The 22593-nt window shown below is 67.0% G+C and carries 18 protein-coding genes and 1 pseudogene; 7 read left to right on the top strand and 12 right to left on the bottom strand.

Annotated elements, in window-relative coordinates:
• Positions 1-26: 26 nt before the first annotated feature.
• Complete coding sequence (locus tag B841_RS08765; protein ID WP_020935137.1) at positions 27-1196, bottom strand: PucR family transcriptional regulator; 1170 nt, start codon at positions 1194-1196, stop codon at positions 27-29.
• A gap of 133 nt (positions 1197-1329) precedes the next feature.
• On the opposite strand from B841_RS08765, the gene B841_RS08760 reads away from it, so the two are divergent.
• Complete coding sequence (locus B841_RS08760; protein WP_020935136.1) at positions 1330-2553, top strand: FAD-dependent monooxygenase; 1224 nt, start codon at positions 1330-1332, stop codon at positions 2551-2553.
• Between the two features lie 27 nt (positions 2554-2580).
• Here B841_RS08760 and B841_RS08755 read toward each other — a convergent pair whose 3' ends face one another.
• Positions 2581-4431 (bottom strand): choice-of-anchor I family protein, encoded by a 1851-nt coding sequence (locus B841_RS08755; RefSeq protein WP_041632238.1) that lies wholly within the window; start codon positions 4429-4431, stop codon positions 2581-2583.
• Between the two features lie 223 nt (positions 4432-4654).
• Between B841_RS08755 and ilvA the strand changes: the two genes are divergently transcribed.
• Positions 4655-5947 (top strand): threonine ammonia-lyase IlvA, encoded by a 1293-nt coding sequence (ilvA, locus tag B841_RS08750; RefSeq protein ID WP_020935134.1) that lies wholly within the window; start codon positions 4655-4657, stop codon positions 5945-5947.
• On the opposite strand, the gene treZ is transcribed toward ilvA, so the two are convergent.
• Positions 5948-7717 (bottom strand): malto-oligosyltrehalose trehalohydrolase, encoded by a 1770-nt coding sequence (gene treZ, locus B841_RS08745; protein ID WP_020935133.1) that lies wholly within the window; start codon positions 7715-7717, stop codon positions 5948-5950. It abuts the gene before it with no gap.
• Between the two features lie 55 nt (positions 7718-7772).
• On the opposite strand from treZ, the gene B841_RS08740 reads away from it, so the two are divergent.
• The 4 genes from B841_RS08740 (at position 7773) to B841_RS08725 (ending at position 10856) form a co-directional block, all read left to right on the top strand.
• A complete protein-coding gene (locus tag B841_RS08740; protein ID WP_020935132.1) occupies positions 7773-8420 on the top strand; it encodes a YigZ family protein in 648 nt (215 codons plus the stop codon).
• A 14-nt stretch (positions 8421-8434) separates the two neighbouring features.
• A complete protein-coding gene (locus B841_RS08735) occupies positions 8435-8665 on the top strand; it encodes a hypothetical protein (protein WP_041631846.1) in 231 nt (76 codons plus the stop codon).
• A gap of 9 nt (positions 8666-8674) precedes the next feature.
• Positions 8675-9055 (top strand): RNA-binding S4 domain-containing protein, encoded by a 381-nt coding sequence (locus B841_RS08730; protein ID WP_020935130.1) that lies wholly within the window; start codon positions 8675-8677, stop codon positions 9053-9055.
• A 91-nt stretch (positions 9056-9146) separates the two neighbouring features.
• Positions 9147-10856: an FAD-binding protein gene (locus B841_RS08725; RefSeq protein ID WP_020935129.1), complete on the top strand. Its 1710-nt coding sequence runs from the start codon at positions 9147-9149 to the stop codon at positions 10854-10856.
• On the opposite strand, the gene B841_RS13405 is transcribed toward B841_RS08725, so the two are convergent.
• The 8 genes and pseudogenes from B841_RS13405 to B841_RS08685 form a co-directional block, all read right to left on the bottom strand.
• Positions 10849-11307, bottom strand: a complete 459-nt coding sequence (locus tag B841_RS13405) for a hypothetical protein (RefSeq protein WP_020935128.1) — start codon at positions 11305-11307, stop codon at positions 10849-10851. The genes B841_RS08725 and B841_RS13405 overlap by 8 nt on opposite strands.
• Entirely contained in the window at positions 11304-11780 is a 477-nt protein-coding gene (locus tag B841_RS08715; protein WP_020935127.1) for a hypothetical protein, read from the bottom strand. Before B841_RS08715 ends, B841_RS13405 begins: the two co-directional genes overlap by 4 nt.
• Before the next feature lie 29 nt (positions 11781-11809).
• Positions 11810-12874 (bottom strand): Atu2307/SP_0267 family LLM class monooxygenase, encoded by a 1065-nt coding sequence (locus B841_RS08710; protein WP_020935126.1) that lies wholly within the window; start codon positions 12872-12874, stop codon positions 11810-11812.
• Between the two features lie 75 nt (positions 12875-12949).
• Positions 12950-14011 (bottom strand): annotated as a pseudogene (locus tag B841_RS08705) (LLM class flavin-dependent oxidoreductase).
• Between the two features lie 28 nt (positions 14012-14039).
• Complete coding sequence (locus B841_RS08700; RefSeq protein ID WP_020935123.1) at positions 14040-15074, bottom strand: GTP pyrophosphokinase; 1035 nt, start codon at positions 15072-15074, stop codon at positions 14040-14042.
• A 28-nt stretch (positions 15075-15102) separates the two neighbouring features.
• Entirely contained in the window at positions 15103-17628 is a 2526-nt protein-coding gene (gene treY / locus B841_RS08695; protein ID WP_020935122.1) for a malto-oligosyltrehalose synthase, read from the bottom strand.
• A gap of 105 nt (positions 17629-17733) precedes the next feature.
• A complete protein-coding gene (locus B841_RS13400) occupies positions 17734-18279 on the bottom strand; it encodes a hypothetical protein (RefSeq protein ID WP_020935121.1) in 546 nt (181 codons plus the stop codon).
• Positions 18280-18441: 162 nt separating this feature from the next.
• Positions 18442-19857, bottom strand: coding sequence for an MFS transporter (locus tag B841_RS08685; protein WP_020935120.1), 1416 nt, complete (start codon positions 19855-19857; stop codon positions 18442-18444).
• Positions 19858-20019: 162 nt separating this feature from the next.
• Between B841_RS08685 and B841_RS08680 the strand changes: the two genes are divergently transcribed.
• Complete coding sequence (locus tag B841_RS08680) at positions 20020-21183, top strand: PucR family transcriptional regulator (protein WP_020935119.1); 1164 nt, start codon at positions 20020-20022, stop codon at positions 21181-21183.
• On the opposite strand, the gene B841_RS08675 is transcribed toward B841_RS08680, so the two are convergent.
• Complete coding sequence (locus tag B841_RS08675) at positions 21180-22577, bottom strand: exonuclease domain-containing protein (protein ID WP_318532925.1); 1398 nt, start codon at positions 22575-22577, stop codon at positions 21180-21182. The two genes, B841_RS08680 and B841_RS08675, sit on opposite strands and share 4 nt — an antisense overlap.
• Positions 22578-22593: the final 16 nt, after the last annotated feature.

Genomic DNA, 22593 nt, shown 5'->3' with positions numbered 1-22593 from the left:
CCCGAATGTGGGGAGGCGCTGCGTCGTCATTGCCTCGGCAGCAAGCCGGCGAGCCGGGCGAGGCGCAGCCCCGTGTGCAGCTCGCGGCGCACCACCCCGTCGCTGAGATCGCCGTCGATGATCGCCCGCAGCTTGTCCAACCGGTAATACAACGTGGAGCGGTGGATGTGCAGCAACCGGGCGGTACGCTGCGCGTCGCCGCCGGCGTCCAGATAGGTCTCCAAAGTCGAGATCAACGCCGGGGAATCCACGGCGCCCACCAGGTCGCGGACGGCGGGCGGCAGGTCGTCGGCCGTGAAATCCTCCACCGGCAACCGTGCCAACGTCCCGTCCAGGCCCACCGACTCCCACGAGGTGACCACGTCATGGTCCGTGGGCGCCAGCCACGAGGCCCGCCAGGCCAGCCGGGCCCGGGCGAAGGAAAGGTGCATGTCCGTCAGCGCAGTCAGCGGCCCGATCCCGGCGCGCACTGGGCTCACCTGTGGGCTGCGCAGAATTCGGGCGAGTCGCTCGGCGACCACCGGGCGAGGGAACACGAGCACGCCCGTGTGATCGTCGAGGACGCCGCCGACCACCGTCGCGGTGGAGGTTTCCCGGACGAACCGGAGCGTGCGCGCCACCGCCTGCGAGGTCTTCTCGTGCTCCAGCCGCGTGGCAGACCGGGGATCCACGCCCAGGGTGACGGCGCAGTAGTGCGGTGAGGAGCTGAGTCGGCGTTCCGCGAGCAGGGCCTCGGCCGCCGCCGTACGGGTGGACGGGTCGTCCGTGACTAGGTCGCGGGTGAGCTCGTGGGAACGCGCCATCCTGCCAGTTTCTTCGCTGCGCCTGGCGAGCAGTAACTCGGCCACCTGCTCGGCGGCGGCTGTGAGGGTTTCCGGCAACGTCGCGTCTTCCGTGGTGTCGCCTACCGGGACGAGCAGGTGGCCGATGATGTGTTTCTGCGGGTCGAGCAACCGGACGAAAGCCGTGGGGCGCAGGCCGGGCGGGGTGTCCACGGAATAGGGCGCGGTCGCCGTGGCCGGAGCGGGCCAGGAATCGCTGTGGGTCAGCAGGTGGAACAACCGCGTGCGATCTTCCGGGGATTCGTGGATGGAGTACGCCACCACGTGCATGGATTCGTCGACGACGACGAGTCGGCGGTCGAGGACTTCCGATAAGTCCTGCAGCGTGTCGTCGAGTTCGGGAAACCGCTCCATGCTCACACACCCTATCCGACACAGTGTCGGAATAGGGGGTGTAAACGCCCCACATTCTGCCGGTGCGCAGCGTCCCGTCCCGCTCCTATGCTCGTCTCCAGTCACCGTCACCCAGCACCCTAAGGAAACGAACATGACCTCGACGTCCACCTCTCGAGCCGGCACCCGTATCGCGATCGTGGGGGCCGGCATCGGCGGGCTCACCCTCGCCGCCGAATTACGTCGTCGCGGCCTCGAGCCCCAGGTCTTCGACCAGGCGGCGGAGCTGCGGGAAGTGGGCGCGGCCGTGGCGCTGTCCGCCAACGCCACCCGCTTCCTGCGCGATCGCATCGACATCGGCGAGGAACTCGCCGTCAAGGCCGCCGACATCGACGGGCTGGTGCTTCGCGACGGCCGCGACGGCCGCGTCCTCAACCGGACGCTGTCCCGGCAGGAATACCACGAGCGCGCCGGGGCGCCCTACTACGGCGTCCACCGGGCGGATCTGCAGCAGATGCTGAAGCAAGCGGTGGGCGACGAGGCCCTACACCTGAACAAACGCTGCGTCCGCGTCGAGGAGGGGCGACAGTCCGCGATCCTGCATTTCGCCGACGGCGACAGCGTCGAGGCGGACCTGGTCATCGGCGCGGACGGCATCCGGTCCCGCCTGCGCCGGGAGCTTCTCGGCTACGACGACGTGCAGTTCTCCGGCTGCCACGGCTGGCGCGGGTTGGTCCCGCCAGAGCAGACGCCCTCGCTGCCCGATCCGGAGGCCATCCAATTCTGGATGGGCCCGCAGGGCCACCTGCTGCATTACCCGATCGGCAACGGCGAACAGAACTTCCTGCTGGTACGCCGCCACCAGGGCCCGTGGGCGGAGAAGTCCTGGGTCACGCCCGCCGAGGAGAACGAGCACCTGGCGGCGTTTTCCGACTGGGACACGGCCGTCGTCGAGATGATCAGCGCGGCACCGGCGGCAGAACGCTGGGGGCTGTTCCACCGCCCGCCGCTGCAAAAGTGGAGCCGCGGGCGCATCACACTGATCGGCGACGCCGCCCACGCGATGGTGCCGCACCACGGGCAGGGTGCGAACCAGTCCATCGAAGACGCCATCGTGCTCGCGGACTGCTTGATGGACGGACTCGAGCAGGGCACCGGCTGGGACCGCGCCCGTCAGCGCTACCAGGAGATCCGGGCCGAGCGCGTCCGGCGGGTGCAGATCACCTCGTTGGCCACCGCCGACGCCCTGCATCTGCCTGACGGTCCGCTCGCCGAGGAGCGCAACGCCCGCTTCGCCGCAGAAGATTTCTGGCAGCGCAGCCTGGCGTGGATCCACGAGCACGTCGCCGCCGACGCCCCGGCGCCGGTCAGCGTGTGACCGGACAGCGGAAGCCGCGTCTGCTCACTACCTGAAGGAGGAGCTGAGCTGGCTGGACCCCGGCAGGCTGGTGGGGGCGGGGGAGGGGTCCTCGTTCTCGGCCGGGGCGCCGTCGGTCACGGAACCGGTGATCTCGAAGATCGTGGTCGTGCCGGAAACCTCGTTGCCTACCGCCAGCAGGTTCTCACCGTTGGGGGAGTCGGCGGCCGGGATGAACACCAGTCCCTCCGGGCCGAGGTCGCCGGACTCCTGCCAGTTCTCCACGACATCTTCGGTCTTTTCGTCGAGCGCGGAGACGGAGAAGTCGCGGTTGTTGACGTAGGCGACGTACCGGGATTCCGCCGGGTCGGTGACGTCGTAGACCATCACTCCGCCGAGGCGCTCCAAGCCGATGAACGCGTAGGTGCGGTCATTGATCTCGCCCAGGGCCACGCCCTCCGGCTCCGGGCCCTTGTTGTCGGAACGCGAATCGAACCATCCCTCGTCGTGGCCGGCGTTGAACAGCAACTCACCGTCTTCGTGCAGGCGCGCTGTGATCTGCTCGAAATCGTCGGCGGAGTTGAAGAGCTCGTTGCCCTCGACGTCGAAGATGGAGAAGGAACGCGACCCGTAGGAGTACAGCTGCTCGAAGCAGGTGCCGTCCTCGTTGAGCCCGTCGGCCACCGTGATGCGCAGCCGCCCGGCGCCGAGATCATCTTGCAGCTCGTCGATCTGTCCCGCGGTCAGGCCCTGGTAGCCCTCGCACAGCCCCGGCAGCGCGTCGCCCTTGTAGTCGACCTCTTCCGGATCACCCAGGTGCTTGATGCGGGCTTCTTCCGAGTAGACGTCCCAGTCGCGGGCGTCGCCCTCGTTGGCCATGACCAGGTATCCGGCGCCGTCCGCGCCGTGGTACGCCTCGATGGCGTCCGGCTGGTGGATGCCCAACACCGGCCAATTCTCGATGTTCACGGCGCCCGTGTCCGCGCCGCCCGAGTCCTCGCCGCCGTCGCGGTCGGAGGCATCCAGCGCAACGACATTGTGGTCCTGGAAACCGAGCGGGAAGATCTCCTCCACGGTCGCGGACTCCAGGTCGACGACGGCCACGGCGTTGTTCTCCTGCAGCGTGGTGTAGAGCTTGCCGTCGATCTCGGTGATGTATTCCGGCTCGAGGTTCTCCGCCACGGTGGTCTCATACGGCTGGCCGTCGACCTCGGTGGGGCCGAAGATACGGATGTCCTCATGCAGCTCGCGCGGTCCGTCGGCGTTCCAGGCGCGGAAATCGGCGACGCGGACGTCGTCCTGGGTCGGGGCCGCCAGTTCCTCCGGCAGCGCCACGACGGAGACAGATCCCTCCGGGTCGACGGAGTAGTCCTCCGCCGGCTCGCCCTCGTTGGCGGAAAACGCGTAGCGGCCGTCGGCGGAGATGCCCACCATGTCCGGCAGGGCTCCGCCCAGCATGACCCGGCCGAGCTCGTCGCCGGTGTTGGCGTCGAAGAAGAGCATGGAGCCTTCGTCGGTCTTGTCCGCCGGTTCGACGTTGGCTACCGCCAGCCCGTCGGCGCGCACGGCGACGGAGTTGATGCCGTTGCCCTCGCCGGCCTGCACCTCACCCGCTAGCACCGGGGCAGTGGGGTTGGAGACATCGAGCAGGTCGATGTTGCCGGACTGCGCGTTGACCACCAGCAGCTGCCGGGTCTGCGGGTGATAGGTGACGATCTCGGCGGCGGACTCGTCGAATTGACCCGAGTCGTAGGAACCGATCGGGGCGATGGAAAAGGCGTCGGCGTCGACGGCGTCAAGGATCGGTTCCTCGACGATGAGGGCGGCGGCCGGGGCCGCGAGCGTCAGGCTGGTGGCCGCGGCGGCGCACAAGGCCACGGCGGAACGGCGGACAGACAAGATTTCAGTCTCCAACTCTGTGAAAGGCATGGCTTCCCGGTGCCAGGCGCCGGGGAATTCTGTAAGTCCCCTCATCAATAGCCGGGCAAGGTGAGGGGAGGGGAAAATCCCGGCCAGTGACAGGTGGCCGCCCCGTGAACAATGAATGAAGCAAGGCCACCGCCCGCGGAAAGTGGGCCTGGCTTGACGGCGGGGCAGGAGGGGGAGACTAGACTCTACGGGCATGACGACCACGACGCAGTCCCAGGAATTCGAGCCCGTGCACGCCTCCGACATTCAGGCCGCCCAGGCGCGAATTTCCACGGTGATTGCGCCGACCCCGTTGCAGTACTGTCCGCGGTTAAGCGACGAGACGGGCTACGAGGTCTACCTCAAGCGCGAGGACCTGCAGGACGTGCGCTCGTACAAGATCCGCGGCGCCTACTACGCGATCTCCAACTTGAACGAGCAGGAGCGGGCCGCCGGCGTAGTGGCCGCCTCCGCCGGCAACCACGCCCAGGGCGTCGCCTACGCCTGCCGCACCATGGGCATCCGCGGCAAGATCTTCGTGCCGAACAAGACCCCGAAGCAAAAACGCGACCGCATCGCCGTCCATGGCGGTGACATGGTCGAGGTCATCCTCACCGGCGCGACCTTCGACGAAGCCTCCGCGGCCGCCCGCGCCGAGGCGGAGGCCACCGGCGCCACCGTCATCGAGCCTTTCGACGCCCGGGACACCGTCATCGGGCAGGGCACCGTCGCCGCGGAGATCCTTTCCCAGCTCACGACGCTGGGCAAGAACCTCGACGCCATCTTCGTGCCCGTCGGCGGCGGCGGCCTGTTGTCCGGGGTGCTCAGTTACTTCGCCGACATGACGCCGCGCACCGCGGTCATCGGCGTCGAACCGGCCGGAGCGAAGTCGCTGGCCGCGGCGCTGGACAACCGTGGCCCAATCGCCTTGGAACAGGTGGACACCTTCGTCGACGGCGCCTCGGTGGGCAAGACCGGCCAGGCCACCTACCAGATCGTGGAGAGCAACCTCGGGCGCCTGCATCTGGTCGACGTCGACGAAGGCGCGGTCTGCACCGACATGCTGGACCTCTACCAGTCGGAAGGCATCATCGCCGAGCCCGCCGGCGCCCTGTCCGTCGCGGGACTGCGTGAGGTCAACCTCGAAGAAGGCGACGTGGTCGTGGCGATCATCTCCGGCGGCAACAACGACGTGCTGCGCTACGCGGAGATCATGGAGCGCTCCCTGGTCCACCGCGGGCTCAAGCACTATTTCCTGGTGAACTTCCCTCAGGAGCCCGGCCAGCTGCGGCACTTCCTCAACGACATCCTCGGCCCCGAGGACGACATCACCCTGTTTGAATACCTCAAGCGCAACAATCGAGAGACCGGCGCCGCGCTCGTCGGCATCGAGCTGGGCAGCGCCAGCGATCTCAGTGGGCTGCTCGCCCGGATGAACGAGTCCCGGATCGACTGCCGCCAGCTCGAGCCAGACACCCCGGAGTACGAGTACCTGGTGAGCAACTAGCTAGGAACGTTTGACCAGCGCGAACTCCCACGGCGCCAATTCGGTGGCCTCGTCGCCGACCTGCGGGTCGGTGAAGGAATACACCAGCTGTCCGCCGTAGGGCACGTGTGCGGTGCGTCCGGAGAGGTTTGCCAGCAGCAGGTGCTCGTCGTTGCCCATCGCCAACCAGGGCGCCATTTCGTCGCCCCCGCCGTCGACCGTCAGCTCGCGCAGGTCCGGGCGCGCCAGCTGCAGCTCCCGGCGCAACCGCAGCAGGGTGGTGTAGCCCTCCAGGATGCGTTGTTGGTCGGCGTCGAAGTTCCAATCTAGCTTCGCGGAGGAATACGTCGCCTCCGACGCCGGGTCCGGCACCTCGTGGTCATCCCACCCGGAGTGGGCGAACTCGCGGCGACGCCCCTCCCGGGTCGCCTCATTGAGGTGCTCGTCAGTGTGCGAGCAGAAGAAGGGGAAAGGCGTCGTCGCGCCGAACTCCTCGCCCATGAACAGCATCGGGGTAAAGGGCGAGCAGTAGATCACCGCCGCTTTGAGCACCTGCTGCTCCGGGCTCAGGTTCATCGACGGGCGATCGCCCGCCGCCCGGTTGCCGGTCTGATCGTGCGTGGTGGTGTAGGTGACCAGCTTCCAGGCGGGCACGTGCTCCTTGTTGATCTCCCGCCCGTGGGTGCGTCCCCGATAAGAGGAATAGGTGCCGGTGAAAAACCAGCCCTCCCGCAGGGCCTTGAGCAGCACCTCCAGGGAACCGAAGTCTTCGTAGTAGGCGTGGTCTTCCCCGGACACCAGCGTGTGCAACGCGTGGTGGATGTCGTCGACCCACTGGCCGTCCAGGCCGTAGCCACCGCCGGCGCGGTCGGTGAGTAGGCGTGGGTCGTTCAGGTCGGATTCCGCGATGAGCGTCTTCGGGATGCCGGTGCGGCCCTGGACATCGTCTGCGACCGCCCGCATCTGTTCCATGATCGAGTAGGCGCCGCGGTCGTCGTAAGAGTGCACCGCATCCAAGCGCAGCCCGTCGATGTGGAATTCGCCCAGCCATTGGCGCACGGAGTCGAGCACGTAGGCGCGCACTTCATCCGACTGGTGGTTGGACAGGTTCACCGTCTCGCCCCAGCCGGTGGAGCCGCCGGCAGTATAGGGCCCGTAGAGGCCGTTGTAGTTTCCGTCGGGGCCGAAGTGGTTGTACACCACGTCCAAGATGACGGCGATCCCGCGGTTGTGGCACGCGTCGACCAGTCGCTTCAGTCCCTCCGGCCCACCGTAGGAGTGCTGGACGGCGAGCCAATCCACCCCGTCGTAGCCCCAGTTGCGCTCCCCGCCGAAGGGATTGACCGGCATCAGCTCGAGGGCGGTGACACCCAGATCACTCAGATGGTCGAGCTTGTCGATGACCGCGTCGAAGGTCCCCTCCGGGGTGAAGGTGCCCACGTGCAGCTCGTAGATCACCATCGACTCCAACGTCCGCCCGGTCCAGGCCTCGTCGGTCCAGGCGAAGTCCTCGGTCACCACCTCGGAAAGCCCGTGAATGCCGTCGGGCTGGGCGCGGGTGCGCGGATCGGGGAACGTGGGGGACCACTCGCCGTCGATGAGCAGCTCGAAGCCATACCGCAGGCCGGGTTCTTTCGTGACCCCCGGCTCCGAGCACACCCACCAGTCACCGGCGCGCTTGGCCATCGGATACACCGCGGAGTCCTCCACGCCGACGCGCAGACGAACCTCCTCAGGGGCAGGCGCCCAAACGGCGAAGAAGTCGGATCCCGGGTAAGTCGCTGTGTCCATGCCCTCCAGGCTATGGATTTTTCCCCCGCCCTGCACGGGTAGGCTCAAAGGCGACATGCAATCCTCCTACCGCCTGCCCCGCGCCGACGTCACCACCGAGTACGAATGGGAGATCAAACGCTCCCGCTTCATCACCCACATCCGCCGCGTCCGCGACTCGGATGAGGCCCGCGACTTCATCCAGGAAATCAAGGCCCGCTACCCGGACGCCACCCACAACTGCAGCGCCTACCTCCACCACGTCGAGGGCTCTAACCCCGTGGAACGCTCCTCCGACGACGGGGAGCCCTCCGGCACCGCCGGCAAGCCCATGCTCGAACAGCTCAAAGGCTCCGGGATGCTCGATATCGCCGCCGTGGTCACCCGCTACTTCGGCGGCGTCAAACTCGGCGGCGGGGGACTGGTGCACGCCTACTCCAACTCCGTCGGTGACGCCCTCCCGCTGGTCGAACAGGTCACCCGCTCCCAAAAAGAGCTCCGCCAGGCCGACTTCCCCCACGCCGACGCCGGCCGGATCGAAGCCGAGCTGCGCGCCCGGGGAGTCGAGGTGGTCGACGTGTCCTATGGAGCCCACGCCACCTACACCCTCGCCGTCGACCCCGGCGGGGCGGAGGAACTAAATGACCTCCTCGCGACGTTGACACAAGGACAGACCTCCACCCGTGAAGCCGGAACCGCCTGGGTGGAAACCGCCGGAGACTAAGTAGGATTGACCCCATGACAATGCAGCCCCGCCCCAGCAACCCCATCGAGAAGCGCAAATCCGACGTGCGCAAATACACCCGCAACACCGCCCTGTGGGTCGGCGGCGGCCTCGTCGGCGGCCTGGGCATGTTCCTCATCTCCGGGTTCGGATCCACCTGGCTCGTCCTCGGCTTCATCATCGCCGTCGTCGGCGGCCTGATCAACGCCAACAAGGTGCGCAAGACCCTCAACGGCAAGGACTAGGAGCACGGGATGACCCAGCCGGACGGAACCCCTGTGCGCATCGACGTGTGGGTGTGGGCGGTCCGCCTCTTCAAGACCCGCGGCGCCGCCGCCGACGCCGTGCGCGCCGGGCACGTCAAACTCAACGGTGCGTCGGTGAAGCCGGCCACGCAGGTCGTGCCCGGCGACACCGTACGCATCTGGAAAGACCACCGCGAAATGACGCTCGAGGTGCTGGCCACCGTGCGCAAGCGCGTCGGCGCGCCCGTCGCGCGGCGCTGCTACGCGGATCACTCGCCGCCGCCTCCGCCGAAGGAAGTGCTGGCGTCCATGCCGGTGCGCGACCGCGGTGCCGGGCGGCCGACGAAGAAGGAACGCCGCGAGCTGGACCGTTTGCACGGGCGCCGGTGAGCGGAAAGTCATACTTGTACGAAAGCCCTAAAATCGGCGCCCCCCGCTGCTACATTTAAGTGAATCACATCACAATGAGCGGGAGGCTATAGTGTCTGGCACTGAAAATGCGGGCAAGGCTTATGACCTGGTTGTCGTGGGCGCCGGCTCCGGCCTATTCGGGGCCATCACCGCGGCACGGGCGGGACTGAAGGTCCTCGTGGTAGAAAAGAGTTCCTATCTGGGCGGATCCACGGCACTGTCCGGCGGCGGCATGTGGCTTCCGGGCAACGACGTCGCCGCCAAGGGAGGGGCGGCCGACGCCCCAGAAAGAGCCGAAGCCTATCTCGATGCCGTGGTCGGCGACACCGCGCCCCGTGAACTGCGGACCACATACATCAAGCACGCAGCCACCGTCGCCGAAGAGCTCAGTACAGCGACGCCCCTGCAGTTTCTGCACATGCGCAACTACGCCGACTATTTTTCTGACGTGGTCGGCGGCTCCGCGACGGGCCGCTCCATTGAACCTCGGCCCTTCGATCTCAACTCACTGGGCGAAGACGCCGCCATGGTGCGCCGCAGCGCGATGCAGGCGCCCGTCCCTATGCCCATCACCGGTAGCGACTACCGCTCGATGAACCTCATGCGTAGCCTGCCTGCCCAGGCAATGCCGCAGATCGTCAAACGCGTCGCCCAGGGCGTCGGCGGGAAGATGCTGGGCAAGAACATGGTTGCAGGAGGGACCGCCCTGGCTGCGGGACTCGTCGCCGGAGCACGCAAAGCAGGCGTGGAGATGTGGACAGACAGCCCCCTGTCCGACCTGATCGTCGACGACGGCCGCATCACCGGCGTCGTCGTGGACAGAAACGGGGAAGCGGTACGGGTCAACACGGCTGGCGGGGTGCTGCTGGCCGCCGGCGGTTTTGACCACAACCTGCAGCTGCGGCACAAGTACCAGTCCACCGCCTTGCGGAAAGGGTGGGCGTTCGGCAACCCCGCCAACACAGGCGATGTCCTGAACATAGCGCAGCAGGTCGGCGCCGCGACTTCTCTGCTGGATCAGGCATGGTGGTTCCCGGCAATCCCGCCCGCCGAGGAGGGCGCGGGGCCCTCCGTGCTCTTGGCCGAGCGTTCCTTGCCTGGCTCGATGATCGTCGACGCCACCGGCAATCGTTTCTTCAATGAGTCGGCGGACTACATGACCGCCGGAAAGATCATACTGGGCCAAGATGACGGACAAGCCCCGCACCTGCCTGCGTGGTTGATCTTCGACCGGCAGTACCGCAACAGCTATGTCTTCGGCGGGGGAGTGATGCCGGGCATGCCGCTCCCCAAGAGCTGGTACGACGGCGGCGTCGCCCACAAGGCCGCGAGCATCGAGGAACTGGCCGACGCCATCGGGGTGACGGGTCTGCCCGCAGGCGTGGAGCGCTTCAACTTGTTGGCGTCGCAAGGAAACGACGACGACTTCGGGCGCGGCCAATCCCACTACGACCGCTACTACGGGGACCCGACGAACACGCCCAACCCGAACCTGCGGCCGCTACGCAAGGGCCCCTTCTATGCGGTACAGGTCGTGCCGGGAGACCTCGGCACTTGTGGCGGGGTGGACGCCGACGAGCACGCCCGTGTCCTAGGAGAGGACGGCGCCCCGATCGAAGGCCTGTATGCCAGCGGAAACGTCTCGGCCAACGTCTTCGGCAAGTTCTATCCCGGCCCGGGCGCCACGATCGGGCAAGGTATGGTCTTTTCCTGGCTCGCCGCCCGGCACGTCACTGAACAGTTAGAGCAGCGGAAGAAGGCGCCAGTAAGCGCTACTTGAGCCGGAACATCCGGGACAGAAAATAGACGGCCGCCGCCCCGATCGCGGCGAGGGGAACGAACACCAGAATGATCGGCCAGCCGTGCAGCCATTCGCCGACCATGATGATCTGCACGCCGACGAAGGTCGCAGCCAGCCAGAGCATCATCTGCACGGCGTTGCGGTATTGTCGCAGTTTGTTGTCTTCGGTGATGGCGACCAGGTAGTTGAAGGTGTGTGGAAAGCGGGCCAAGACGATCAGGCCAATGGCCACGACACCCAGGACAGCCACCGTCACGCGGGCCTCTGTGACGGAACCGGTGCGGGAGACTTCCCCGTCGAAGGAGTATTGCATCGGCAGTTCGCTTGCTAGGCCGAGGGATCCCACCAGGAAATAAAGGGGCACGAGCACCGCGGCGACCACGGTGCCGGCCCGCAGCGCCCGGTGGACGGGATCCAAGGTGATGTTCATGGCTGCACCTTCGTTGACAGGGTCGCGACGAGGGCGTGGGCGTGCTCCGGCGAGGACATGCCAAGACGAATCACGGAGCCGTCGAGAAGATAGACGGCCAGGCAGGTCGTCGAGTGCCCGGCGTCGACGAAGATCTCACCGTCGCGCCGCAGGGAGCCGCGGTTACCCCACTCCCTGCCGAGGGGTGCGATGGGCTCGACGGCGACGGTCTGGATCTGCTCGAAACGCACGCGGGTGCCCCAGAGAGGGAAAAGACGCAGATGGATAACCCCGCCACGTATGGACACCGTCGTGCCGGCTTTCCAGTACGCGGCGACGAACCCCACGCCGAGCAGCATGACGAGAAACGCCGACGTCGGGCTGACGAGGCCAGCCGCAGCGGCCCACCCTAAAAACGCCAGCGGCACGAGCACCAACATGGTCACCGCCCACCGGTAGGAGGGCGGGATCCGGTTGCCGTAGGTCGTGTCCACACCGGTCAGCTTAATCCCTGCGCAGGAGGCTACTGCTCCTCGGCGAGGATCTCGCGCACGCGTGGGATGACTTGCTCGCCGATCAGGCGGATCGACTCCATGGAGTACTCGTGCGGGATCGGGCCGTTGGAGTACTTGAACACGAAACGGTCCAGACCGAGCTGCCGGATGGAACGGGCGGTTTTCTGGGCGACGGTCTCCACCGAACCCAGGTGCATGGCTCCGCGGTCCACCTCATGCAGGAACTTGTGTTTGGTCGGCGCCGGCCAGCCGCGGTCCTTGCCGACGAGCCGCTGCACCGCGTCCCAGTACGGGTACATCTTTTCTTGGGCCTCCTCGTCGGTTTCTGCGACGAAGCCGTAGAAGTGGGCGCCCACGGGCAGTCGTTCGTTGCCGAGCTGCTCATTCGCGCGTTCGTAGAGGTCGACGAAGGGGCGGAAGCGGCGCGGGGCGCCGCCGATGATGGCCAGCATCAGCGGCATCTTGTGCCGGGCGGCACGCACCACGGACTCCGGGGATCCGCCGACCGCCACCCAGGCTTTCAGCGGGGTTTCGGTCGGCGGGTAGAGCTTTTGGTCCTTCAGTCCCGCGCGCGTGGAGCCGGACCAGGTGACAGATCCCCCGGTGCGGTCGGCTTCGAGGATGTGTGCCATGAGGTCGAGTTTCTCCTCGAAGAGCGCCTCGTAGTCGCGCAGGTCGTAGCCGAAGAGCGGGAAGGACTCGGTGAAGGAACCGCGCCCCAGGGTCATTTCCGCGCGCCCGTTCGACAGCGCCTGCAGGGAGGAGAAACGTTCGAAGACGCGGACCGGGTCGTCGGAGGACAACACGATGACAGAGGTCGTGAGCTTGATGTTGTCGGTGCGGGCCGCGATGTTGGCCAGCAGCATGTCGGGCGAGGGCACGGCGTAGTCCTCGCGGTGGTGTTCGCCGATGCCGAAGACGTCGATGCCGACCTCGTCGGCGAGCACCGCTTCGTCGACGACGTTGCGGATGACCTGGCCGTGGGGCAGCAGGTTGCCGTCGGTATCGGATTGGACGTCGCCGAAGGTGTCGAGGCCGAATTCAATGGCGTGCGGGTCGATGAGCTGGGTCATGGGTTTTCTCCTGAAGTTTGTGGATCGTCTATAAAATGAGGATACGTCAACAATGTGTGTCGGTGGGTCGAGGGGTCACGCTGGGCGCCCGAGGATCTCGCGCACCAGCGGGATGACATCTTCGCCGTAGAGACGGATGCTCTCCAGGGCGTGCTCGTGTGGGGCCGGACCGTTGGAGTACTTCAACACGAACCGGTCCAGGTTCAGGTTCTTTACTGTCCGGGCGATTTTCTTCGCCACGGTCTCCGGCGAGCCGGCGTACAAGGAGCCGTGGTCGAGCTCCATGTTGAACTGCCCGTTGGTCGGCGCCGGCCAGCCGCGTTCGGCGCCGGTGTGTCGTTGCTGTGTCTTCCAGTCCTCGAAGATCCGCTCGCGGGCCTCCGCGTCCGTCGCCGCGACCAGCCCGGGGGAGTGCACGCTGACCGGGCCCCGCGGGTGTCCCAGCTGTTCGTTGGCGCGGTGATAAAGGTCGGCGTAGGTCTTGAAGTACATGGGGTTGCCGCCGATGACGGCGATCGCGAGGCCGAAGCGCTGTCGGGCCGCGCGCAGCGCCGACTTGGGGTTGCCGCCGACGGCCACTCAGGCGGACAGAGGGGCGGCGGTCGGCGGGTGCAGGCGTTGTTCGCTTATCGACGCCCGCGTGCTCCCCTCCCAGCTCACCGCCGCATCGTCGCGGTCGGCGTCAAGGACCGCGCGCAATAGGTCGAGCTTCTCCTCGAAGAGCACCTCGTAGTCGCTCAGGTCGTAACCGAACAGGGAAAAAGACTCGGTGAAGGAGCCGCGTCCCACGGTCAACTCCGCCCGGCCCCGCGAGATGGCGTGCAGCGTGGAGAAGCGTTCAAAGACGCGCACCGGATCATCCGAGGACAGCACGACCACCGAGGAGCCGAGCCGGATGCGTTTGGTGCGGGAGGCGATCGCCGCCAGGACGACGTCCGGGGCGGAGACCGCGTAGTCGGGGCGGTGATGTTCGCCGACGCCGAAGAAGTCCACGTCGACCCCCTCGGCGAGCACCGCCTCCTCGATGACGTTGCGGATGACCTGATCCGCCGGCAGCAGGTCCCCGGCCGGGGAGCGGGTGAGGTCGCCGAAGGTGTCGAGGCCGAAGCTGACGGGGCCGGCCGATTTATGTGTCATATCAACAACAGCGCGCCCGGGCGCCGTTTTATTCCCCGACCTCCGGCATGACCCCCGCCTGGCGCAGCGCCTTCAGCCGCGCCGCCAACCGCCGCGGCCGCTGTCCTGCGCGGGTGCCGGTGTCACCGGTGCGCTCCACGTGCAGCTCACCGAAGCGGCGCAGCAGGAGATCGTCGATGAGCCTGACCTGACCGGGGCGGAAACGGTAGGTCAACGCCTTGTTCAACGCGGCGATGTCGTCGTCGTCGAGCAGCTCCGTCAACTGCGCCACCGTCGTGACGCCGTTGGCGGTCAGCAGCTCCTCCAGCCACGGGTAGTGCTCGGAGCGTGACGGCGGGAACCGGTTGCCCACCAACACCGCCAGGATGCCGGGCAGGGTCTCCGCCGACAGCGTCACGTCCCCGGGGCCGTCGCCGCTGCCTTTGGGGCTTTTCAACGCGGCGATCTGGTCGAATTGCTGGTCCGCCAGCTCAATCAACCCCGCAGCCAAGGTGAAGGCGCGGTCGACCTGCGGATCCAGCGGCGTAGAGCCGCGCTTGTAGCGGATGTCGTGCTCGAACTCGGCCCACGCGTGCTGCAGCACGGTGCGCACCTGCACCTCGAAGTGCAGGCCCGCGTATTCGGCCAGGTCCTCGAAATCGTCTGTGACTTCCAGCACCAGGTGGTGCGAGCCATACCCGAAGCCGCCGGCGATGCGGGTTTCCGCGGCCTTGTCCACACTGCGCAGAACAGAGAAAGACTCCCCTAAGGCGTCCAGCGTCACCGGAATCTCGGTGGAGTGGAACACGGTGACCCGCACGCCGATGATGTCGTGGATGTCGGCCAGCGGGTTCGGGTACACCAGGGAGCCGTCGGACCGCTTTTTGCGGGCCTTGGCCTTCAATGAGCGCCATGACTTGGCCCGGGCGGAGACGCGGTCGAAAGTGACGCCGGCGTCGGAGAGGAGGTCCTCGATGGCGTCGGCGAAATCTTGCGCGGCAGTCGGATGGGCGCGCAACCACTCGTGGTAGCGGCTGCCCAGCAGACTGATGGACTGGGTGGCGTCAGAGGTTGGTTCGGGCATCGCCCCTCAATTTACCCTCACCGGGGGGTTAGACGTAGGACGCCTCAATCCGGTCAGAGACCAGCAAAGCAGTGGGGAAGAGATTGAACACCTCAGCGACCGGGACGGTGCCCTCGAAGCTCTGGCCGGTCAACCGGTCGGTCCAGGTGCCCTCCGGCAGGGTCAGCGTGGTGTCCAGCCACCCGCCACGGCCGGCCAACTTGAGCGGACGGCGCGTCGCCAAGGCGATGACCGCAAGTCCGTCGGTGCTGGGGGAATCCGCGAAACCACGGGCCAAGCCGATCAGGTAACGGTCCGAGGGGCCCTCGGCGGACACGGCCTGGTGGGTGCCGTCGATGAACAGCCCGCTGAGTAACCTGCGCGTCTTCAGCGCCTCGTGCACCACGTGCTGCTTCACCCGGTCCGGATTCGCTTCAATGTGCAGGTAGGGGCGCTGCTCCAAGGCTGATTCCCCGGCTTCTTCGGCCGCGGCGCGGGCGGCGTCGGCCTCCGCCTGCCAGTCCACCCCCTCGCACAGTTGCTCCAGCGACTGACTGCGGGCGGTGTAGTCGACGAAACGGCGGTTGTCCGGGTCAACCAGGGAGTCATCGAAAAACTCCTGCCCCTGGTACGTGTCCGGCACGCCGGGGCCGATCAGCTGCAGCATCTTGCGGCCCAAAGACACGGTCAACGCGCCGCGATGCAGCGGCTGAATGAAGGAAGTGATCATGGAGGCCACCGGCCCGTCGATCAACGCGTCGATCCAGTCGATCACGGAACGTTCGAATGCGTCGTCCGGATCGAACCAGGTGGTGCGCAGGCTGGCTTCGCGCACGGCCTTGATGGCGTAGTCGTGGATGCGCTGACGCAGGGCGTCGGACACCTGCCCGTCGACGGGCCACACGCCGATGATGTTCTGAAAGAGGAAGAGCCCGGTCGCGGAGTCCGGGGCCGGCACCTGGGCGATGACCCGGCGCACCAGCTCCGCGAAGTCCTGCGGCGCCTCCGTGAGCTCGATGATGCGGGCGCGGACGTCCTCGGACCGCTTCGCGTCGTGGGTGGACAGAGTCGTCATCGCCTGCGGCCACAGGTTGGCGCGCTCCTGCTGCAACAAGTGGAATTCCGCGGCGGAGACGCCGAAGCTGCCCGGAGCGCCGCCGACCTCCTGGAGCGCCACCAGACGGGTGGCACGGTAGAAGGTGGTGTCCTCGACGCCCTTGGCCATGACGGCGCCGCACACCTGGGCGAAGCGGACTTTGGCCTCGCCGTTGGCCAGCAACGCCGCGGAGATCAGGTCGAGGGCGTCGCTGCGGGAGGGAAAGCGCCTGCCCATCTCGGCGATGACGGAGGCGGTCACCCGCGACAAGGAGATGTAGTCGGCGCGGTAGACGGGGATGGCGGCGACGAGTTCGACGATGGTGAGCTTGAGTTGCTCCTCGGTCACGAAGCGACCGGCGGTGGAGAAGTTGTCGCGGCGGATGGCGCGGGCGAGGCGGCGGACTTCGGCGTCGAGTTCGGTGGCGGCGACTTGGCGTTTGAGTTGTTGTTCCGCGGCGTCGACGGTGGTGTGGTCCCAGGTGGAGCCGGTCAGCTGCAAAGAAAGCATGCTCATGGTGTCTTCGGCGCCGCGGTTGATGAACACGCCGTCGAGTTCACGCAGCGCGTCGTAGCCGGTGGTGCCGTCGACCGCCAGGCGCGGGTCCAGCGGCTCGGTTTCTCCGAGGATCTTCTCGACGAGCAGCCAGCGGTCGGGGCCGACGAGGTTGCGCAGCCGGTTGAGGTATTCAAAGGGGTCGGACAACCCGTCCGGGTGGTCGACGCGGACGCCGTCGATGAGGTCTTCGGCGATCAGTTGGCGCAGCACCCGGTGGGTGTGCTCGAACACGAGGGGATCTTCCTGACGGACGCCGGCGAGTTCGTTGACGGAGAAGAAGCGGCGGTAGGAGATGACGCCGTCGCGCCAGTACATGAGCTTGTAGCTTTGTTTGCGGTAGACCTCGACGGGGTCGTCGTCGACCCCGTCGCAGGTGCCGTCGGCCACAGGGTAGTAGTTGTCGTAGTAGGCGATGACCGTTTCGTCGACGTCTTCGTCGTGGAGCAGTTCGAGTTTGTCCTCGTCGTCGGGTTCGCCGAAGACGGGGATGCCGAGTTTTCCGCCCGCGCCGTTGTCCTCGTGCCAGTCGATGTCGAAGTAATTTTCGTACTCCGACTCCTGCCCGTTTTTCAGGACGTCCCACCACCACTTGTTGAGTTTGGGCACGGCGACGCTCATGTGGTTGGGGACGATGTCGACGACCAAGCCGAGACCGGCTTCGTGGGCGGCGGCGGCCAGGGCGCGGAAGCCGTCGATGCCGCCGAGTTCCGGGTTGACTTCGGTGGGATCGATGACGTCGTAGCCGTGGTTGGAGTCGGGGATCGCCGTCAGGATGGGCGAGAGGTACAGGTGGCTGACGCCGAGGTCGCGCAAGTAGGGAACCAGTTCGGCGGCTTTGTCGAAGCCGAAGGACCGGCCACCGGGGTCCGCCTTGGGGCCGCGGAGTTGCAGGCGGTAGGTGGCGGTGATGGGGCGACGCATAAAGAATCCTCCGAGTGGGTCGACGAGCACTTTTCCACCCCACCCTATTGAATTTGGCGTTTTGGGGGCCGATAAAAGGCGACCACCAGTAAATATTTATCTTTTCTAATGGGATTCGGCAGGAAATCCCCGCTGCCAGACAAGGGGACGCGGTGACAGCCAGGATTCTCGGCCGGCGGATGAGGCAGGCGGCGAAGGGAGATCGGGGAAAGCGAGCAGGGTGTGGCTGTCCGGGAGGAGATACACCGGCTGCGGGGTGGCCAGCAGGGCGCTGAGATGTTCGTTGAGCAGGCGGAAGGGGTGCGGGTGTGCCAGCCAGGCGGAGGCGGGCGCCGCATCCGTGCGGATCTGTAGTCCGCCGCCCTGGACAGGGCGGGTCCAGAAGCGGGTGCCGTGGAGGGTCTGCGCGGCGGCGATCAGCTGGTGGGCGGACTCGTCCCACGCCTGCCTGATGCGTAGGCCGCGCCGGGCCAGGGCGTCTTCGCTCTGCGCGTGGCCGTCCACCTCCACGACGGCGGTCAACGTGCCCGACAGGGCGATGGCGGCGGTGCGCCCGGGACGGTTCAGGTGTTCTCGCCGACGCACGGCGGGCAACAGCACAGGAAGCGGCGGGTCAGCGGGACGGGGTGGGGCGGTCAGCGTGGCGATCATGCGGGGCGGGTCCTTCCTCGACGGTGTCGATGCGGTCTCACTTCCTTAGACTGCGCGGCGCCGTCGTCCGGTTCCGCAGACCCCTAAAGACAGACCACGGGGCGCGGAGGTGAGGTTCACCTCCGCGCCCTGTGGGTCGCGTCGTCACGTGTAGCCGTGCGGTTAGCCGATGCGCTGGCGAACCACCGGCTGCTTCTGCTCGGTCGCGGCGAACGCGGACTGTGCGTCGGCCGGAGTGTCCTGGGAGTCGGCGATCTTCTGCTTGAGCTCCAGGTTGGCCTCCTCCACCCGCTGGTAGTCGCGGGGCGAGATGATGCAGACCGCGATCAGGCTGATGACGGCGGTGGTGATGAAGAACCAGGCCGGGGAGCTGATGTTGCCGGTGCCCGAGATCAGGGCGGAGGCGATCAGTGGGGCAGAGCCGCCGAAGACGGCGATCGGAATGTTGTAGGCCAGGGAAATGCCGCTGGCGCGAACGTTGGTCGGGAAGAGGTCGCTCATCACCGCGTACGGGGTGGAGGCGTACAGGCCCAGGCTGGCCGCGCAGGCCATCAGCGGCCAGAAGAACTCGGCCGGGGTGGCGCCCGGGGCGCTGAAGAAGAACCAGGCGAAGGAAACGATCGCCATGATGGAGGTGGCGATGAGGAAGTTCTTGCGGCCGAAACGGTCAGTGAACATTCCGCCCAGCGGCATGAGCACGGCGGCGGTGCCGGCGGCGATCATGACGAACCAGAAGCGGGTCGTGTTGTCGAATCCGAGGATGGTGGTCAGATAGGTCGAGACGTAGGTCAAGACCATGTAAAACAGGGAAGCCAGCAGGGTGATGCAGCCGGCGACCAGCAGCAGCGACCGCTTCCAGGACATCAAGGCCTTGAGCGGCTGCTTCTCCGTGTGGCCGGAGTGCGCCAGCGCCTTGAACTCGGGGCTGTCCTCGAGCTTGGAGCGGATGTAGGCGGCGATCAGCCCGAGCGGGCCGGCGATCAGGAACGGGATGCGCCATCCCCACTCCTGCATGAATTCGGTGCCGAAGACGGCGGTCATGCCGTTGGCGACGATGCTGCCGACCATCAGGCCCAGGACCGCGGTCATCATCAGCAGGCTGGTGGAAAAGCCGCGGCGCTTCGGACCGGCGTACTCGGCGATGAAGGTGGTCACGGTGCCGATTTCACCGCCGGCGGACAGCCCCTGCACGCAGCGGGCGAAGATCAGCAGGGCCGGCGCGAGGAAGCCGACCGTCTCGTACGTCGGAAGCAGGCCGATGGTGAAAGTGGAGCCGGCCATGAGGAACATGACCAAGGCCATGGTGCGCTGGCGGCCGATGCGATCCCCCAGCGGGCCGAAAACCAGCCCGCCCAGCGGCCGGACGAAGAAGCTGAGGGCGAAGGTGGCGAAGCTGCTGATCAGCGCGACGGTCGGGGAGGCCGAGGAGAAGAAAGCCTGGCCCATGTACACGGCGAGGAAGCCGTAGATTCCGTAGTCGTACCACTCGATGAGGTGTCCGGAGGTGGCGCCGACGAATGCTTTACGACGCCCGCGGGCGCTGATCCCGGCTGGAGGAGAGGACTTGGTGACGGTCATGAAGGCTTCCTTTTGCTCGAACGGGGTGGGTGCGTGACTTCCTCATCACCAGGGACCGTGGCCCGCAGTGCGTTTTGGATACGAGAAGTCTGCAACGTGACCTACACCACAAACAATGTGTAATACCATGAGTTCACGACCGCCCAATTGGAGAAACCCACAATGGAAAAACTCACGTCCGCCACCTCTGACACGACCCTGACCGACCTCGCCAGACTGCTGGAGGAAGAAGCCCACGATCTCTCAGAAGAGGCCATGAACAGGGTGTTCGCGGAAGTGCCGGAATACGCGAACATCGCCCCGGACGACTTACGCCTCTCCGCTCTGACCAACACCCGGCGCGGGGTCGATTGCCTCACTCACCGCAAAATCCGGAACCCCGACGACGCCACCGAACCGCAGCGCATCACCCGCAAACGCATTTCCCAGGGGTTGGCGATCGAATCCATCATCCGGGCTTACCGCCTCACCCTCACGGTCGTGCACGACCGTTTCGTCCAATTGGCGATGGACTCGGACCTTAAGACCCGCGACACGCTGCTCGGCTCCACGCTGCTGTGGCGGCTCGGCGACTGGTTCATCGACCGGGCGGTACGCGCTTACTGCACGTCGGCCGTCACGGAGGAGGTGCGCCGCCAGATCGAAAAAGTGGAGTTGCTGCGCGCCTTGCGCGCCGGGACCCAGGATGCGGAGACGTGGCGGCTCCGCGCCGTCGGGCTGGGGCTGTCGCCGGTCGCCGCCTACCGGGTGCTGATCACCTCCACGGAGGCAAAGCCCCGGTGGGTGGAGTTGGTGGAGAAGTCCTGTTCGCTGCCGCAGGCCAGGGCGGTCGCCGCGGACCTGGGCGATGTGGCCGTCGCGCTGGTCGCAGAGAAGCCCCCCGGGGTCAGGGAGTCGCTCGCGGAGCACCCGGTGGCGGCCGGGCCCGCCCGCATGCTTGCCGACGCCCGCGAGTCTTGTCGCTCGGCGGAGGCGGCCTTCCAGGCGATGCCGCCGGATGTGGCGGGGTGGTGGGACGTGGGCGCGCTCAGCTGGCGCATCGCCGTCCGCGGTTCCGCCGCCATGGCGGAGCTGGTCGCAGCCAAATACACCGCTCCCCTCGAGGAGGAGGGCGAGTTCGGAGAGGTGCTCATGGAATCGGTGTCGGTGTTCATCGATCACCGTCGCGTCCTGCGCAAGGCGGCGGCGGAATTATTCGTGCACGAAAACACCCTGCGTCACCGGCTGCAGCGCTTCGAGCAGGTCACCGGCTCCCGGCTCTCGGAAGCCGACACCTTGATCGAGGTCAGTTGGCTGCGGCACCTGCGGGTGCTCGGGCTGGCTTAGAACGGGGGCTGTTCGTTGAGCCCCAACGCGTCGTAGAGCTTCTCGGCGGGCCAGATCTGGATCCCCTGGCCCTTGTCGTTGAGTTCCTCGGCGCGCTTTTCCTTGCTTGTTTTTGTCGCCCACGTGCCGGTGACCAGGACCGTCGTCTTCTTCGTCACGTTCTTGCCCACCTGGCCGCCGTGCTCGGCGATGCCCGCCCAGAGACGTCCCTTGTCATAGGGGTCGAAATCGCCGGTCAGGGTGACGTTCTGGCCGTGCAGTGGATGATCAGGGTCGGCGGCGGCGTTCGGCTCGGGGATCTCGTCCGGAGTCGCGACCGACTGCCACGGCGCCGGGCCGCGGCGACGCCCGCCCCCGGACTCGGTGCTGACCTGCTCTTCCGTCACTGTGACCTCGTCGGCCGCGGCCTTCGTGCGGTCCGTGTCCCGGAAGTCGGTCCCGGCTCCGCCGACCACCGTCGCGGAGCTCGCCCCCGCGGCCTGGAGGCTACGGGCGGCGCCGGAGCGGTCGCGGAGCACCGGGATGACTTTCTCGGCGGTGATCTCGCCGAGGGTGAAACCGCAGGAGTGCAGAAATTCCATCAGCGTGCCGGAAAAACCGTGCGTGCGGGCCAGGGCGACGGTGATCTCGCCGCAGGCGCGGGCGTCGGCCAACGCGTCGTGGTGGGAGGTCAGGTCCACCCCGAAGTGCTCGGCGACGGTGGGCAGCTTGTTGTTGGCCACCGCCAGCTTGCTGTGTCGCGCCAACGTCAACGAACAGCCGAAGTCCGCGGGGGCGATGGTGACCTCGGAAGCGACGGCGGCGCGGCGCAGCGCGGTGGCGTCGAACTGGGCGTTGTGGGCGACGAACGGCAGCCCGTCCAGGAAATCCACGACCTCCGCCATGATTTCACCGATGCGGGGGCGTCCCGCGACGTCGTCGGCGGTGATGCCGTGGACGTTGATGTTGGCGGGGGAGAAATCGTCCAGGCCGGCCGGCGGGCGGCACAGCCAGGACGCGGAGTCAGCCTCGACGCCGTCGATGTAGCGGACCACGCCGACCTGGCAGATCGAGCCGAAGTCCGAGTTGGCGGTCTCCACGTCGAGCGCGACGAAGTTCAGGCCCGGGATGCCCGACTCTGCGGGGTCGTCGCCGCGCAGCGCGGCTTCGACGTCGGTGACGAAGCGTCGGAGGCTCTCCTCCTGGTGGGGGGAAAACCGCACCCGGACCCCCGCCCCGGACAACTCCACCCAGCCAGGCTCGTAGCGGGTGGGGGACTGGGTGGTGACGCCGGTGATGTCGGCCACCTCCACGGACTCGACCGCGCCGGCGGTGACGTCCTCGCCCTCGACGGCGTGTCCGCGTAGGGCGGCCGACAGGCCGGACCGGTGGATGGTCACGGCCGTGTCGGACACGGTCAGAGTTGCTCCG

The organism is Corynebacterium maris DSM 45190, assembly GCF_000442645.1.
Classification (GTDB): domain Bacteria; phylum Actinomycetota; class Actinomycetes; order Mycobacteriales; family Mycobacteriaceae; genus Corynebacterium; species Corynebacterium maris.
Note: the sequence above shows the minus strand (reverse complement) of the source record. Positions and strands in the feature narration are given on the sequence as shown.

Bases quoted from the DNA above. Each gene is read 5' to 3' on its own strand.
- B841_RS08765 (WP_020935137.1), bottom strand. From the start codon at position 1,196: ATGGAGCGGTTTCCCGAACTCGACGACACGCTGCAGGACTTATCGGAA.
- B841_RS08760 (WP_020935136.1), top strand. From the start codon at position 1,330: ATGACCTCGACGTCCACCTCTCGAGCCGGCACCCGTATCGCGATCGTG.
- ilvA (WP_020935134.1), top strand. From the start codon at position 4,655: ATGACGACCACGACGCAGTCCCAGGAATTCGAGCCCGTGCACGCCTCC.
- treZ (WP_020935133.1), bottom strand. From the start codon at position 7,717: ATGGACACAGCGACTTACCCGGGATCCGACTTCTTCGCCGTTTGGGCG.
- B841_RS08740 (WP_020935132.1), top strand. From the start codon at position 7,773: ATGCAATCCTCCTACCGCCTGCCCCGCGCCGACGTCACCACCGAGTAC.
- B841_RS08735 (WP_041631846.1), top strand. From the start codon at position 8,435: ATGACAATGCAGCCCCGCCCCAGCAACCCCATCGAGAAGCGCAAATCC.
- B841_RS08730 (WP_020935130.1), top strand. From the start codon at position 8,675: ATGACCCAGCCGGACGGAACCCCTGTGCGCATCGACGTGTGGGTGTGG.
- B841_RS13405 (WP_020935128.1), bottom strand. From the start codon at position 11,307: ATGAACATCACCTTGGATCCCGTCCACCGGGCGCTGCGGGCCGGCACC.
- B841_RS08710 (WP_020935126.1), bottom strand. From the start codon at position 12,874: ATGACCCAGCTCATCGACCCGCACGCCATTGAATTCGGCCTCGACACC.
- B841_RS08700 (WP_020935123.1), bottom strand. From the start codon at position 15,074: ATGCCCGAACCAACCTCTGACGCCACCCAGTCCATCAGTCTGCTGGGC.
- treY (WP_020935122.1), bottom strand. From the start codon at position 17,628: ATGCGTCGCCCCATCACCGCCACCTACCGCCTGCAACTCCGCGGCCCC.
- B841_RS13400 (WP_020935121.1), bottom strand. From the start codon at position 18,279: ATGATCGCCACGCTGACCGCCCCACCCCGTCCCGCTGACCCGCCGCTT.
- B841_RS08685 (WP_020935120.1), bottom strand. From the start codon at position 19,857: ATGACCGTCACCAAGTCCTCTCCTCCAGCCGGGATCAGCGCCCGCGGG.
- B841_RS08680 (WP_020935119.1), top strand. From the start codon at position 20,020: ATGGAAAAACTCACGTCCGCCACCTCTGACACGACCCTGACCGACCTC.